15 protein-coding genes and 1 pseudogene are annotated in these 14404 nt (G+C 49.0%); 5 read left to right on the forward strand and 11 right to left on the reverse strand.

Annotated elements, in window-relative coordinates:
- Nucleotides 1–3: 3 nt before the first annotated feature.
- Entirely contained in the window at nt 4–315 is a 312-nt protein-coding gene (gene clpS / locus FAH67_RS02525; RefSeq protein ID WP_003679561.1) for an ATP-dependent Clp protease adapter ClpS, read from the reverse strand.
- 257 nt (nt 316–572) lie between these two features.
- Here clpS and FAH67_RS02530 point away from each other — a divergent pair, with 257 nt between their 5' ends.
- From FAH67_RS02530 to FAH67_RS02545, 4 genes are all read left to right on the forward strand, one after another.
- A complete protein-coding gene (locus FAH67_RS02530; RefSeq protein WP_003682902.1) occupies nt 573–776 on the forward strand; it encodes a cold-shock protein in 204 nt (67 codons plus the stop codon).
- A 75-nt stretch (nt 777–851) separates the two neighbouring features.
- Nucleotides 852–1067, forward strand: coding sequence for a hypothetical protein (locus FAH67_RS02535; protein WP_003679564.1), 216 nt, complete (start codon nt 852–854; stop codon nt 1065–1067).
- Between the two features lie 84 nt (nt 1068–1151).
- Nucleotides 1152–1598 carry an SsrA-binding protein SmpB gene (smpB, locus tag FAH67_RS02540; protein WP_003679566.1) on the forward strand — a complete coding sequence of 149 codons (447 nt, stop codon included), beginning with the start codon at nt 1152–1154 and terminating at the stop codon, nt 1596–1598.
- Nucleotides 1599–1669: 71 nt separating this feature from the next.
- Nucleotides 1670–2110: a hypothetical protein gene (locus FAH67_RS02545; RefSeq protein ID WP_112890729.1), complete on the forward strand. Its 441-nt coding sequence runs from the start codon at nt 1670–1672 to the stop codon at nt 2108–2110.
- A gap of 72 nt (nt 2111–2182) precedes the next feature.
- On the opposite strand, the gene FAH67_RS02550 is transcribed toward FAH67_RS02545, so the two are convergent.
- From FAH67_RS02550 to FAH67_RS02575, 6 genes are all read right to left on the reverse strand, one after another.
- On the reverse strand, nt 2183–2668 hold the full coding sequence (locus FAH67_RS02550) for a DUF4189 domain-containing protein (RefSeq protein WP_003679569.1): 486 nt from the start codon (nt 2666–2668) through the stop codon (nt 2183–2185).
- Nucleotides 2669–2838: 170 nt separating this feature from the next.
- Entirely contained in the window at nt 2839–3789 is a 951-nt protein-coding gene (gene trxB / locus FAH67_RS02555; protein WP_003679571.1) for a thioredoxin-disulfide reductase, read from the reverse strand.
- A 108-nt stretch (nt 3790–3897) separates the two neighbouring features.
- Nucleotides 3898–5193, reverse strand: coding sequence for an NAD(P)/FAD-dependent oxidoreductase (locus tag FAH67_RS02560; protein ID WP_003679572.1), 1296 nt, complete (start codon nt 5191–5193; stop codon nt 3898–3900).
- A gap of 147 nt (nt 5194–5340) precedes the next feature.
- Nucleotides 5341–6228, reverse strand: a complete 888-nt coding sequence (locus FAH67_RS02565; protein ID WP_003679574.1) for an ABC transporter permease subunit — start codon at nt 6226–6228, stop codon at nt 5341–5343.
- The gene (locus FAH67_RS02570) at nt 6228–7193 is read right to left on the reverse strand and encodes an ABC transporter permease subunit (protein WP_003679576.1); all 966 of its coding nucleotides are present in this window, start codon (nt 7191–7193) and stop codon (nt 6228–6230) included. Before FAH67_RS02570 ends, FAH67_RS02565 begins: the two co-directional genes overlap by 1 nt.
- 15 nt (nt 7194–7208) lie before the next feature.
- On the reverse strand, nt 7209–8333 hold the full coding sequence (locus FAH67_RS02575) for an ABC transporter ATP-binding protein (protein ID WP_003679577.1): 1125 nt from the start codon (nt 8331–8333) through the stop codon (nt 7209–7211).
- A gap of 476 nt (nt 8334–8809) precedes the next feature.
- On the opposite strand from FAH67_RS02575, the gene radC reads away from it, so the two are divergent.
- Nucleotides 8810–9484 carry a RadC family protein gene (gene radC / locus FAH67_RS02580; RefSeq protein ID WP_039863560.1) on the forward strand — a complete coding sequence of 225 codons (675 nt, stop codon included), beginning with the start codon at nt 8810–8812 and terminating at the stop codon, nt 9482–9484.
- A 59-nt stretch (nt 9485–9543) separates the two neighbouring features.
- Here the strand turns inward: radC and FAH67_RS02585 are convergent.
- From FAH67_RS02585 to FAH67_RS02600, 4 genes and pseudogenes are all read right to left on the reverse strand, one after another.
- Nucleotides 9544–9816, reverse strand: a pseudogene (locus FAH67_RS02585) (NF038104 family lipoprotein).
- On the reverse strand, nt 9804–10136 hold the full coding sequence (locus tag FAH67_RS02590) for a hypothetical protein (protein WP_003685466.1): 333 nt from the start codon (nt 10134–10136) through the stop codon (nt 9804–9806). The pseudogene FAH67_RS02585 and the gene FAH67_RS02590 overlap by 13 nt, the downstream one beginning before the upstream one ends.
- Before the next feature lie 147 nt (nt 10137–10283).
- Nucleotides 10284–10976 carry an aquaporin Z gene (gene aqpZ, locus FAH67_RS02595; RefSeq protein WP_003679587.1) on the reverse strand — a complete coding sequence of 231 codons (693 nt, stop codon included), beginning with the start codon at nt 10974–10976 and terminating at the stop codon, nt 10284–10286.
- Nucleotides 10977–11326: 350 nt separating this feature from the next.
- Nucleotides 11327–14374: a DNA translocase FtsK gene (locus FAH67_RS02600; RefSeq protein ID WP_003679589.1), complete on the reverse strand. Its 3048-nt coding sequence runs from the start codon at nt 14372–14374 to the stop codon at nt 11327–11329.
- Nucleotides 14375–14404: the final 30 nt, after the last annotated feature.

Here is a 14404-nt window from a genome sequence, read left to right on the forward strand (position 1 = left end):
GATTTAAACCTCTTCGACTATACATTTGAGCGGATGCCCTTCAGCTTTAGCACGTTCCATGACCTGATGCTGCTTGGTCTGCGCAATATCGCGCGTGTAGGTGCCGCACAGGCCTTTGCCTTCGTGGTGCACCAGCAGCATGACGGCCACTGCCTGTTCCTGTGCAAGCATAAAGACTTCGGTCAGGATTTCGACGACAAATTCCATGGTGGTGTAATCGTCGTTCAATAAAAATACGCCGTAACGTTTCGGCGGCTGTGTGTTGATATCGCTGAGCAGGGTATCGGACTGGTGGTCGGTATTCGGATGGTTCATAATCTTAGGTTTCAGTTTTCAGACGGCCTGTTTTAGAATGTAAACCGTTTTCTGTTGTATTTCGACAATTTTTTTCTATTTTCCCACTTTTTTGAAAACATAGCTTGACGTTTTGTCTTAACAAATGTAAAAAGACGGTTAAGCAGAAGTTGGCACTCGACCGCGTATACAATACGTGGGAGAAACGCTGAACGTTTTAGTTTGCTGTATGCCTTGTTTTGCTGATTTTGTTAATTTTTAAGTATAGGAAGTTTCTAATGGCAACCGGTATCGTAAAATGGTTTAACGACGCTAAAGGTTTTGGTTTCATCACTCCTGATGAAGGTGGAGAAGATTTGTTCGCTCACTTCTCAGCGATCAACATGGATGGTTTCAAAACCCTGAAAGAAGGTCAACGCGTATCTTTCGACGTAACCACCGGCCCTAAAGGCAAACAAGCTGCTAATATTCAAGCTGCTTAATCAAATGCGCGGCGTAAGCCGTAAAATCATGGCGGGGTTTCCCGCCATTTTTTATGGGCGTTTGGGTCAAAAATTATGAATCAAAATTCATCTTATCAAAATGCTTTAAACCAGTTGGACGAGCTTATCCGTCATTTTCGCAGCGAAGGAGAGGTCAGCTGCGCCGTTGCCGAGCGTGAAGACCAAATCTTGATCCGCCTTGCCGATTTGAAACTGGATTTGCGCCCTGAAGATGAAAAAGCCATTGCCGATATAGACCGCTTTTACCGTCGCCATGTTTTAAGCGAATAAACGTTTCAAAACCATTTGCCGTTTTATTTTTTAAGCATGCCTGATAAAATAGGCCGTCTGAAAAGTTTGTAAAGAATCAGCACAATGAGTATTGCCAATAATAAAAAAGCCTTTCACGATTTCTTTATCGAAGACCAAATCGAAGCCGGTATAGTATTGGAAGGATGGGAAGTCAAAGCCATCCGCGCTGCACGCGTACAATTAAAAGAAAGCTATATCTACTGGAAAAAAGACGCATTTTATTTAGTGGGCTGCCACATTACCGCATTGCCCACTGCCTCGACACACGTAAAACCCGATCCTGTCCGTCCGCGTAAGTTGTTGTTGAAACAATCGGAAATCAACAAATTAATCGGTAAAACCGAACGTGCCGGTTATACGATTGTGCCCTTAAATCTGCATTACACACGCGGTAGAATCAAAGTGGAAATCGGTTTGGCCAAGGGTAAGAAACAGCATGACAAACGCCAAAGCCTGAAAGAAGCGGATTGGAAGCGTGAGAAACAGCGTTTGATGAAAAACGTACGTTGATTTTTTCAGACGGCCTTTTTATAAAGGCCGTCTGAATATTTATTGTTTGAAAATTTTAAAAAGGAAAACAGATGAAAACCATGATTTTAGCGGCGGCTTCAGCCGTATTGTTGCTGGGCGCGTGTTCCACTACGGAACAAAGAGTATTGAAACCTGAAGAGCTGACCGGCATCAAACATGTCTGCATCATTCAAAATGCAAAAGTAAGGCCGCATGATTTGGATCGTGCTTTGTCCAAAGCTTTGGCAAAACGCGGTATTGGCAGCACGATTGTGACAGCGGATAACCGCGGCAAACTGTATGATTCTTCTTGCCCGTATAACCTGCGTTACAAAACCAAAGGCAATAACGAAATCTTGCGTAAAGGCGTATTTGTGTTGCGAAGCACGAAGTATGCGGTTTCTACGGTCAGCTACTCTTTGAACGATGAAAACCACTTCCGAACCGATCCTGATTTGGTGAAACAGGCTGAAGGCGTTGTAGCCAAATTGTTGGAAAAAAACAGCAAATAAAAGCCGGAATAAAAAACCGGCTTGCCGTGATATGGAGAATATCGGGCAAGCCGGTTTTATTTTTAGACGGCCTTAAATGGATTTGATTTTTTCCCAAAGGGTTTTGATCGTACCTTGATAGTAGGTTTCGGAAGTGCAATAGACTGTTTCTAAAGCACATTGTCCTTGTGAGCCGTATTTTTTGATGCATTGGTTCAAGGCAATTTGATGCACGGTTTTGAAACGTGGAGATGTGATGGCGACTACGTTTTGAGCAGTCAATTTGCCCATGGCTTTAGGGTAGGCAACAGCAATACAGGTGTTGTGCAGAGGGACAACCGTTTTACAGCCTGTTGCTTGGTCTGCGCTGATACCGGCTAAGGCATCTTGGCCTTTACAGAATGTTTCGAGTTCGGCTGTCGCATCCAGTTGGGTGGCATTTTCTTTGGTGGTTTTGATTTGCAGCGCTTCATTGCTGTCGGAAGGGTTTTGCCACATGGCCAGGTAGCCGTAAGTATCGGCAGCCAGGGCGGCAGGAGTCAGTGCGCAAAGGATAAGTGTCATTAGTGTTTTTTTCATGTTTGTTCCCTGTTTGTTAGGTATTTGTCGTTATTATAAAGCAAAAGTTCTTATTTGATATAAATTTGCTTTTAAAATGAATATTTGAGTGTGGTAGATAGATTATAGGCCGTCTGAAATTTCAGACGGCCTTTTATTATGTTTTAAAGAATAGGGCGTAGCTTAGAGGCTTATACGCCGTGGCGGTCGAGCCAACGTTCGGCATCAAGCGCGGCTTGGCAGCCGGAAGCTGCGCTGGTGATGGCTTGACGGTAGGTATGGTCTTTGACGTCGCCTGCCGCCCATACGCCTTCGATATTGGTTGCGCCAACATTGTCACCGGTGCTGCCTTTGGTTTTCAGGTAGCCGGTTTCATCCATATCGAGTTGGCCTTTGAAAATATCGGTGTTGGGTTTGTGGCCGATGGCGATGAATACGCCTTTGACGGCGATGTCTTCGGTAGTGCCGTCGTTGTGTTTCAGGCGTGCACCGGTAACGCCGCTTTCGTCGCCCAAGATTTCATCAACCGAGCTGTTGAGTTTGAGGATGATTTTGCCTTCTTCGACGCGTTGCATCAGTTTGTCCACCATGATTTTCTCGGCACGGAAGCTGTCGCGGCGGTGAATCAGGGTAACGGTGTTGGCGATATTGGCAAGGTAGAGGGCTTCTTCTACAGCGGTATTGCCACCGCCGACTACGGCAACATCTTGTTTTTTATAGAAGAAACCATCGCAAGTCGCGCAGGCGGAAACGCCTTTTCCGGCAAAGGTTTCTTCGCTTGGCAAACCTAAATATTTGGCGGATGCGCCGGTGGCAACGATGAGTGCATCGCAGGTGTATTCGCCCATATCGCCTTTGAGGGTAAACGGACGGTTTTGCAAATCAACGGTGTGGATTTGGTCGAAAATCATTTCGGTACCGAAGCGTTCGGCATGAGCTTGGAAACGGGCCATCAGTTCCGGACCTTGTACGCCTTCTACGTCGGCAGGCCAGTTGTCCACTTCGGTGGTGGTCATCAATTGTCCGCCTTGCTCAACGCCGGTAATGATCACAGGGTTGAGGTTGGCACGGGCGGCATAGACGGCGGCAGTATAGCCGGCAGGGCCGGAGCCGAGGATGATGAGTTTATGATGGTTGCTCATGATGGTTTCCTTGCTGATAAATGATTGAATTTTGTCGTATCTAAGCTTTCAGACGGCCTGAATTTTACTTGAATCTGCAGCCGTCTGAAATATGTTTGTTGCTTGGGTTTAGTGGCTGTCTTTCCATTGATAGTATTTTGAACCGAGGAAAGAGCCGAGTTTGCGCAGGAAAGGCTGGGTAATGATGTTGCTGTGGCGCAGTTGCTCAAAAGGTTTCAGACGGCCGTCATCGCCCATGACGGCTTCGGCAATCGCCAAACCGGCAATGCCGGTAATCGCCATGCCGTGTCCGGAATAGCCTTGGGCGTAGAAAACGGTAGGGGCGAGGCGGCCGAAATGTGGTGCGAGGTTGCGCGTGATGTCGCATTCGCCGCCCCAAGAATGCTCGATTCTGACATCGGCAAGTTGCGGGAAAACTTTCAGCATGTCTTGGCGGACGAGTTCGGTCATGCGGTCAGGATCGTCGATAAACTCGTTGTCTTTGCCGCCGAAGAGCAGGCGGCTGTCGGCGCTGAGGCGGTAGTAGTCGAGGACGTGGCGGTTGTCGCAGATGGCCATATTGTTGCGGATCAGGTCTTTGGCGCGTTCGCCCAGGGGTTCGGTGGCGATGATAAAGGTGCTGACTGCAATGGCTTTTTGTTCCAATACTTTGAATTTCGGGTGCAAACCGGCATAAGTATTGACGGCATAAACGAGGTTTTTGCACTCAATGCTGCCGTTAGGAGTATGCACCAGCCAGCCGTTATCGCATGGCTCGATACGCGTCATCGGGGATTGCTCAAAAAGTTGTGCGCCTGCATCGGCTGCCGCTTTGGTAATGCCTAGGGTGTAATTGAGTGGGTGTAAGTGGCCGGATAAAGGATCAAATTGCGCGCCTTGATACATATCGCTGGCAAGTTGCTGCTTCAGCGTGGCTTTATCCCAAAGCTGGTAATGGCTTGCGCCATAATGTTTTTGGGCGTGCTCGTGCCATTGTTGCAATTCTTCCCAATGCTGAGGACGGACGGCGACAGTAGCGTAGCCGCGTTGCCAATCGCATTGGATATTGTGTTTTTGAATGCGCGAGTCAACCAGTTCAACGGCTTGCAGAGATTGCTGCCAGAACCATTGTGCCTGTTCCAAACCGACTTGTTTTTCGATTTCTTCCATGCCGCAGGCAAAGTCGCTGATGACTTGTCCGCCGCTGCGGCCTGATGCGCCGAAACCGATACGGGCGGCTTCAAGTACGATGACTTCATGGCCGTTTTCGGCAAGCGGTAGGGCGGTGCATAAACCGGACAGGCCGCCGCCGATAACGCAGGTTTCAGTTTTCAGACGGCCTTCAAGTATCGGATAAGACGGATGGGGATTGGCCGTGCTGACATAGTAGGAAGGAAGGTATTCTTTGAAGCTGGGATTAATCATGATTTGAGCTTTAGGTTGGTTTTCACTTCATTGAAATTGTTTTTCAGACGGCCTGGAATATGGGTTGGGTTCAGGCCGTCTGAAAGGATAAGATGCAGTTAATAAAACAGGCTGTTCCGACGCTTTATCGGACAGCCTGTCTGCATATTAGGCGGCTTTCTCGGCTGCCAATTTTTCTTGGCGGTAGGCTTCGGCAGCCTCGCGTTCCCGTTTGGTTGCCTGACGCATCATCCAGTAGTTGACGACAATCACCAGCGTACCGATGATACCGATCAGGATGGTTGCCAAAACGTTCATCTGAGGGTCAAGACCGAGTTTGATTTTGGAGAAAATCACTTGCGGCAATGTCGATGAACCCGGGCCTGACAGGAAGGAGGTAATCACCAAGTCGTCCAAAGACAGGGTAATGCCCAAGAGGAAGCCGGAAGCAATCGCAGGGGCAATCAGCGGCAGGGTAATCACGAAGAAAATCTTCAGCGGACGGGCACCCAAGTCCATAGCCGCTTCTTCCAAGGATTGATCCAATTCCACCAAACGCGAGCGGATAACGACGGTAATGTACGCCATGCAAAGCGTGGTGTGGCCGAGGAAGATGGTGAAGAAGCCGCGATCAAAGTAGAGCGATTGCAGCAATTCACTGCCTTGTAGGAACATTTGCACCTGAATAATCAACAGCAGCATGGATAAACCGGTAATCACATCAGGCATCACCATAGGCGCGGAAATCATACCGGCAAACAGGGTGCTGCCGCGGAAGCGTTTGATACGCGCCATGGCGTAGCCAGCCAATGTGCCGAGTGCCACGGCGGCAAGCGAGGAAACGATGGCAATACGCAATGACAGCCAGGCCGCTTCCAAGATGGTGTCGTTTTCCATCAATGCGCCATACCATTTGGTTGAAAAGCCACCCCAAACGGTAACCAGTTTCGATTCATTGAAAGAATAGATGACCAAAACCACCAGCGGAATATAGAGGAATGCCAGCGAGAGCAGGAGCATCAGTTTCAAGAACCAGGATAATTTGGTTTTCTGCATTATTTGCCTCCTTCTTCCAATTCGCGGTTTTCATAGTGCTGGAACAGGGCAATCGGTACAACCAGCAGGGCAACCATAACGACGGCAACAGCAGAAGCCAGCGGCCAGTTGTTTTGGTCGAAGAATGCCTGCCACAATACTTTACCGATCATCAGGTTTTCAGAACCGCCCACCAATTCAGGAATCACAAATTCACCGACGGCCGGCACGAAGACCAGCATAGAGCCTGCAATGATGCCTGTTTTGGATAAAGGCAGGGTAATGGTAAAGAAGGATTTGATCGGACCTGCGCCCAAGTCGGAAGCGGCTTCGAGCAGACGGTTGTCCAGTTTTACCAGTTGTGTGTACAGCGGCAAAATCATAAACGGCAGATAGGCGTAAACCATCACCAAATTCAGCGAGAAAGCATTGTAGAACAGGTTTAAAGGCTCACTGATGATTCCGTATTTGATTAAGAAATTGTTGATGATGCCGTTGTGACCCAATAAGCCCATCCATGCGTAAACACGCAGCAGGAAAGAGGTCCAGAAAGGCAGCATGATTGCCAACAGCAGGCCGTTGCGCGCAGCCGGATTGGCGCGTGAAATGGCATAAGCGGTCGGATAACCAATCAGCAGGCAGATGATGGTCGTCGTCAGCGCGGTCTTAATCGAAGACCAGTAGGTCATCAAATAGATATTGCTGTTTTCACTGTCGCCAAACGGATTGAGCGTATTCCAAAAATTTTGGAAGATATCGGCGTAGTTCTGATAGCTGATGGCAATGTTCAGACGGCCTAAGTCTTCATCAATCGTTGTCAACGGCGTAAATGGCGGAATGGCGATTTCTTGTTCGGCAAAGCTGATTTTCAAGACGATGGCGAACGGAATCAGAAACAGAATCAAAAGCCAAATATACGGCACGGCAATCACTGCACGCTGGCCAGGGCGGCGGAACAGTTTATTTTTCAGTTTTTTAAGGTTCATCGCATTTCCCTCAAATTAACTGAACAGAGGTGTCGGTTGGTTTTCAGGCCAGCTGATATAGACGGTTTCATCCCAAGTCGGCGGCGTAATGTTGCGCACATACCAATAAGGTGCGGGAACTTGGCTTTTGACGACACGGCCGTTGGCGAGTTTGATATGGTAAATCGCAAAGCTGCCCAGATAGGCAATCTCTTTGACTGTGCCTTGAGCCCAGTTGTGCGCGCCTAAGTGTTTCGGTTTTTCTTTGTGCAAATCAATGTCTTCAGGGCGGATGCTGATCCAAATTTCATGGTCGTTCGGAACGCCCAAACCGTGGTCGATGCGGACGTGGTTTTCCAAACCGTCACATTTGACGATGGAGAAATCGGCGCGGTCATCAACAACGACGCCGTCAAAAATATTGGTTTCGCCGATAAATTCAGCAGTAAAGCGGCTATTAGGATAATCGTACACGTCGCTAGGCGTACCGACTTGGCGCAATTGGCCGTCGGACATAATGGCGATACGGGTAGCCATGGTCATCGCTTCTTCTTGGTCGTGGGTAACCATGATGCAGGTTACGCCGACTTGTTCCAGTGTGTTGACCAATTCCAGTTGGGTTTGTTGACGCAGTTTTTTATCGAGTGCGCCCAAAGGTTCGTCAAGCAGCAGGATTTTAGGACGTTTCGCCAGGCTGCGTGCCAAAGCGATACGTTGTTGCTGGCCGCCGGAGAGTTGGTGCGGCTTGCGTTTGGCGTATTTGGTCATTTGCACCAGGCGCAACATTTCTTCCACACGGGCATCGATTTCGCCTTTAGGCATTTTGTCCTGTTTCAGACCGAAAGCGATGTTTTGTTCAACGCTCATGTGCGGGAACAGGGCATAGCTTTGGAACATCATGTTGATTGGGCGCTCGTACGGAGCAAGCTTGGTAATGTCTTGGCCGTCGAGAATAATTTTGCCCTGATTGGGGCTTTCCATGCCTGCCAACATGCGCAGCAGCGTGGATTTACCACTGCCTGAGCTGCCCAAAAGGGCAAAGATTTCATGTTGGTAAATGTCCAAGTCGATGTTATCGACAGCGTAATTGTCACCAAACTTTTTCACCAAGCCTTGGATTTGCAGATAAGGTTTGGCTGAAGACGCAGTGGTTGCGGTCATAATGGCAATACTCCAAAAAGAAAGACGAGTACCGGCAAAACGGATTTTCGAATGGGTGATAAAAAGCTGTTTGATTGCTGGCGGGAGTCGAACGGAGGCCGTCTGAAACTCTTGTAAAGCGCACGGGCAGCGTGGATAGAAAGCAGTTTAAGCCTAAGCTTTTGCTCTCGGCAAACTCGGTATTATATTAGCCTAAGCCTCATAGGGGCAATATGAAATTGCTTGTATCGGCTGATTTGAAACAAATATGAAAGGAAAGGCAGGCAGGGAAACAGGATAGTAAAAATGGGTAACGTTGTTTTTCTGTACAAAGTGGCTTAATTATCATTCATATGTCTTAAATAATTATTCAAAATAGAATAAAATACGAAAATTGGATTTATTTGCTAAAACCATAATGGATGACGTTTTATATCGGGAGAGGCGGTTTTGCTCGAAATTGAAACTAAATCCGCTATATGAATAAAAGGGAAAACATGAGTATCAAAGAATGGCCCGAAGGGGAACGGCCGCGTGAGAAGCTCTTGGCGCACGGTGCGGCGGCGTTGAGTGATGCGGAGTTGCTGGCGATTTTGCTGCGTGTCGGAACGCGCGGTATGAGCGCGGTTGATTTGGCGCGTTATTTGTTGGGTGAGTTTGGCAGTTTGGGAAAGCTGATGAGTGCGGATGCCAAAACACTCGCTGCTTATAAGGGCATGGGTTTGGCAAGCTATACTCAATTTGCCGTGGTCAAAGAAATCGGGCGGCGGATTTTGGGTGAAGATTTGCAGGAGCAGATTGTTTTGTCAAACCCAAAATCGGTTGCGGATTATCTGCGCCTGCACCTTGGGCATGAAAAAATTGAGGTCAGCGTTGCTTTGTTGCTCAACCGTCAAAATCAATTGATTGCGGTACGGGAATTGTCGCGCGGTACGGTGGCGGAAAATACGGTTTATATTCGAGAAATCGTTAAATTGGCATTGGATGAATATGCCGACAGTTTGATTTTGGCACACAATCATCCGGGCGGTTCGGCAAGGCCGTCTGAATCTGATGTGCAGTTTACAGAGCGTTTGAAACAGGCTTTAAGTTTGGTCGATATTACGCTGTTGGACCATTTTATCGTGACGGCAAAAGAAACCTGCTCTTTGCGCGAACAGGGCTATATGTAAGGATGAATGTTCAGGCGGCCTCAGTAGGATTGGTTTTCTTACTGAGGCCGTCTGAAGGATTATTGCGTTACTTCGTTGGAGGACTCTTCCTTATAGATGATTTCTTCCGATTTTGGCTTTTCTTTGCTCTTTTCTTTTTCTTTATCCTTGTCTTTTTTACCGTCGGGAATGGCGGCATCAATCACTGCCCCCGTTCCTTTGACAACCAATTTTCCGGCAGTCAGGACGGTTGTGGCGGCCAAATCGACAGCTGCGCCTACAACTCAGCCGTTAAGCGTCAGACAAAGGGCAAGTGCCGGAATCAGGCGTTTTGTGCATCTCAATGACTGCATCCGCAGTGTCCTTCGTGATGATGGCCGCATCCGAGTGCTTCTTGCCAAGCATCATCATCGCCGTCAAATTCTTCAACTTCGTCAAATTCACCGTTTTCTACCATGCTTACCAGCTCTTCCAGGCTTTCTGCGCCTTCCACCCAAAAGCAGGGAATATCGGGTGGTGTGTCGGGGGCAAGCAGAGCAGCCTGTTGGTCGTGCCAAGCAATCCAATAGCCGTTTTGCGTTTGTACGAATACGGCATCAGGATGAATGGTTTCGTTTTCGGTATTGACCAGCATTCTGTCAGCGATATCGGTTTGAAAAGGTAAGGTTTGCATGATGGTTTGAGAATGTGAGAAAAGAAAGTATTGTAACATGGCAAAAACAAACGCACCGTCTTAGTCAGGCGGTGCGTTTGTGTCTCGGCAATTTGGGTGCGGTCAGTTTAGGGTGTCAGCCGCACCTGGAATGTCATTCGGTTAAGATTATTTGTCGTTGTTAGCCAAAACGAAGCGGTAAATAGCCGCGCCAACTGCTGCGCCGGCAATGGAAGCCAACCAGAACAACCACAGTTGTTCAACAGCCCAGCCGCCTTGGAACAAGGCAACACCGGTAGAACGTGCAGGGTTTACGGAAGTATTGGTTACAGGAATGCTGATCAAGTGAATCAGGGTCAGACCCAGGCCGATGGCGATAGGGGCAAAGCCGGCTGGAGCCGGTTTGTCGGTAGAACCCATGATGATCAGGAAGAATGCGGTCAGTACGAATTCGATCAGCAAAGCAGCCATCATGTCGTAACCGTTAGGAGAGTGTTCGCCGAAACCGTTGCTGGCAAAGCCGGAAGCAACAGCATCAAAACCGGTTTTACCGGAAGCAATCAGATACAGAACTCCAGCAGCGGCAATCGCACCGATAACTTGGGATACGATGTAAGGCAACAGGTCTTTACCGTTGAAACGGCCGTCAATGAAAAGGCCGACGGAAACGGCAGGGTTGAAGTGGCCGCCGGAAATGTGGCCGACGGCGTAAGCCATGGTCAGTACGGTCAAACCGAATGCTAAAGCGACACCGGCAAAGCCAATGCCAAGTTCAGGGTAGGCTGTTGCCAAAACTGCGCTGCCGCAGCCGCCGAATATCAGCCAGAAAGTGCCGAAAAATTCTGCAAAATATTTTTTCATTTGTTTTTCCTCGTAAAGGGTGGGGTGTTGCCGAAGGCATGAATCATAATAATATTGCTTCTAATCGAAAAATGGATTTACCTGTTTTTCCGGTCTTGACGAAAGGCCGTCTGAAAATGGCGACAAATGGATAGAGGGATATATCTTGCAGGTCAAATTTTGTTTATTGAGGCTGGGTTTATTTAATAGCGAAGCAAATGCCACTAATGCAAAAGCATTTTTTTTGTAAGAAATGCCGTTTACAGATTACTTATTTGCTTGTTTATTTAATTGGAATCTCTGAACCCATTATCTGATTTAAAAAGGCCGTCTGAAAAGTTTTCAGACGGCCTTTTATTGATGGAGATAAGTTAATCTAAATGCTCGCTGCTTTGCGCCAAGATGGTGCGGTTGCCGTTGTTTTCCGCCGGGGAAACAATACCATCGGCTTCCATTTGGTCAATCAGGCGGGCGGCGCGGTTGTAGCCGATGCGCAGTTGGCGTTGGATATTGGAAATGCTGGCCTTACGCGATTTTAAGACAACAGAAACGGCTTCGTCATACATGGGGTCGAGGTCGCTGTCGTTGCTGCGGCCGGTACCGGTAAAGTCTTCAGTGGAACCGTTGCTTAAAATATCGTCAATATAGTCAGGCGTGCCGAATTGTTTCAGGTATTCCACTACGCGGTGTACTTCATTATCGGATGCGAACGCGCCGTGTACACGCTGCGGATAGCCGGTGCCGGGCGGCAGGAACAGCATATCGCCTTGGCCGAGCAGGTTTTCCGCACCCATCTGGTCAAGAATCGTGCGGCTGTCGATTTTGCTGGACACTTGGAAGGCAATGCGTGTCGGAATATTGGCTTTAATCAGGCCGGTAATGACATCCACGCTTGGGCGTTGGGTAGCAAGAATCAAATGGATACCGGCTGCGCGGGCTTTTTGGGCAAGACGGGCAATCAGTTCTTCAATTTTCTTGCCTGCAGTCATCATCAGGTCGGCAAACTCATCGACCACGACCACGATAAACGGCAGTTTCTCCAATGGCTCAGGGTTTTCAGGCATGAAGCTGAACGGGTTGCCGATTTTTTCGCCACGTGCGGCGGCTTCGGCAATTTTTTGGTTGAAACCGGCAAGGTTGCGCACGCCCATAAAGCTCATCAGGCGGTAGCGTTTTTCCATTTCGTTGACGCACCAGTTCAGGGCGTTTGCGGCCAGCTTCATATCGGTCACGACAGGGGCGAGTAGGTGCGGAATGCCTTCATAAATGCTCAGCTCCAGCATTTTCGGGTCAATCATAATCATGCGCACGTCTTCAGGCGTTGCTTTGAAGAGCATGGACAGAATCATGGCGTTCACGCCTACGGATTTACCTGAACCGGTCGTACCGGCAACCAGAAGATGCGGCGCTTTGGCCAAGTCTGTCACAACAGGCTGGCCGGTAATGTCTTGGCCGAGGGCAAGGGTCAGTTTGGATTTGGATTCGGTAAACGCAGGAGAATTGAAGATTTCGCTCAGGCGGATCATTTGGCGTTTCGGATTAGGCAATTCCAAGCCCATGCAGGTTTTGCCGGGGATGGTTTCCACCACGCGGATGGAAGCCACGCCAAGCGAGCGCGCCAAGTCTTTTTCAAGGTTCAAAACGGCACTGCCACGCACGCCGACATCAGGCTCGATTTCGTAGCGTGTAATGACCGGGCCGGAATAGGAGTCCATCACTTTGACTTTAACTTTGAACTCGGCCAGTTTTTCTTCGATGGTAATGCTGTTTTCCAACAACTGTTCTTCAGTTTGCGATGCGCTCGGGTCAAATTGCGGCGGCAGAAGCAGGGCGGTAGTCGGCCGGTGTGCTTCGGTAAGTGTTGCCGAAGTTGGAATAGCTATGCTTGGCGTACTCTCTTGAACGCTTGGTTCTACGGTTTGAACAGGCGTTTCAATGGCTGTCTGTGTATATTCAGACGGCCTTGCGATTATTTCAATAGATTCAACGGGTTCAATGGTTTCAACTGCTTGAATAGCTTCCAGTTGTACAGGATCTTCCGGCTCACCATCAAACTCTACTTCTTCGACGGCAGATTCGCTGATTAAATAATCGCAGATGCTGCGTTCAGGCTGATTGCTGACATGCGCATTGACTTGTGCATCAAAAATCGGTACTTGGATTTTATGTTCAAAAGTAGGCGGCTCGGTGATATCAATCGGCGCAATGGAGGTTTGGAAAACAGGCGGCTCGGGAATATCGGTTTTAGCCATATGGACAACCGGTACGGCAGGCGGCTCGACTACGGTTGTGTTTGGCGCGGCAGGTCGGGAGATATAAGGGGATTTTTTAACAGGCGCAGCTGGTTTCGGACGGGATGGTGTTGCCGGTGCGGCAGGTCGTGGTGCAACAGCTTCCGTGGCAGCTTGTTTACGCGCCCATCTTTCGGCGGCCGCTTCGGTATGGCGAACTTGACGGCGCAAGCTGGCAGGGCGGCTGATTTGTCCCAAGTTGGCCAGAATTTCGTCATTTTCGATGGTGCGCGGAGAGTAGTCGCTCAATGGGGCGACGGCCTCGGCCAGTTTGTGGCGGGCGGCGGTGCGGCGGGCAAGGTTGTTGTGAATATCTTCCGCTTGGATTTCAGAAGGGAATGCCTGCATGGAAGTATAGGGGAGGATAGCTTCTTTTTCGGCAGTTCTTAAGGCCGTCTGAACAGTTTCGATATGCGGCGCATTGGCTTCTGCCACGCGGACATTATTGGCACGCGCCAAGGCACGCTCGCGTGTGCGGCGCAAGATAGGGTCGTTATAGTCGATGATTTCCATGCCGGTCATCGGCAGGGATGAAGCGCGCAGTAATGGGGTTTCGACTTCGTCTTTGTAAATCGGCGCATTTTTTTCGGCTAAATGCTCGTTCCATTCTTCAACCGCTGCTTCATGTAGGGAACGGGTGGCTTCTTCTAATGTGATTTCTTCAAAATTGCTGTTTTGCACCAAAGACGGGCTGTATTCGGGCGTTTCCATTTGTGCAAACGGCGTGATTTTAGGAATACGTTCCGGTTTGGCAGATTTGTGGGTTTTAGGCGCAATTTTGATTTCTTCTTCGGTAGCTGCGATGTGTTCCGGCTCTTCGGCAACTGGCTCTGCTGCGTGCTCTTCTTCTGTTTCGGCGCGTTGCATTTTGTTGTGTTCGAGCGCGGAAAGCAGGCGGATGCGGGCGATTTTATGGTTATCGGCAGTGCGCTTGTTCATGCTGAACAAACGTTTCAGGCTGTCCAGTTGGTCGGAAAAACCGACCGGGCTGTCTTCTTCGTTTAATTCTTGCTCATCGCCACTGAGCCGAGCCAATTCTTGGCGCCACTTTTGCTCTTGTTTCTGGCGCCACCAGAACAAGCCGGCTATGATAGCCAGCAGAATTAAAGCCAATATTGTCCAAAGCATGCGTCCATCCCCTTAATTAAACGGCAAAGT

Source organism: Neisseria flavescens, from assembly GCF_005221285.1.
GTDB lineage: Bacteria > Pseudomonadota > Gammaproteobacteria > Burkholderiales > Neisseriaceae > Neisseria > Neisseria flavescens.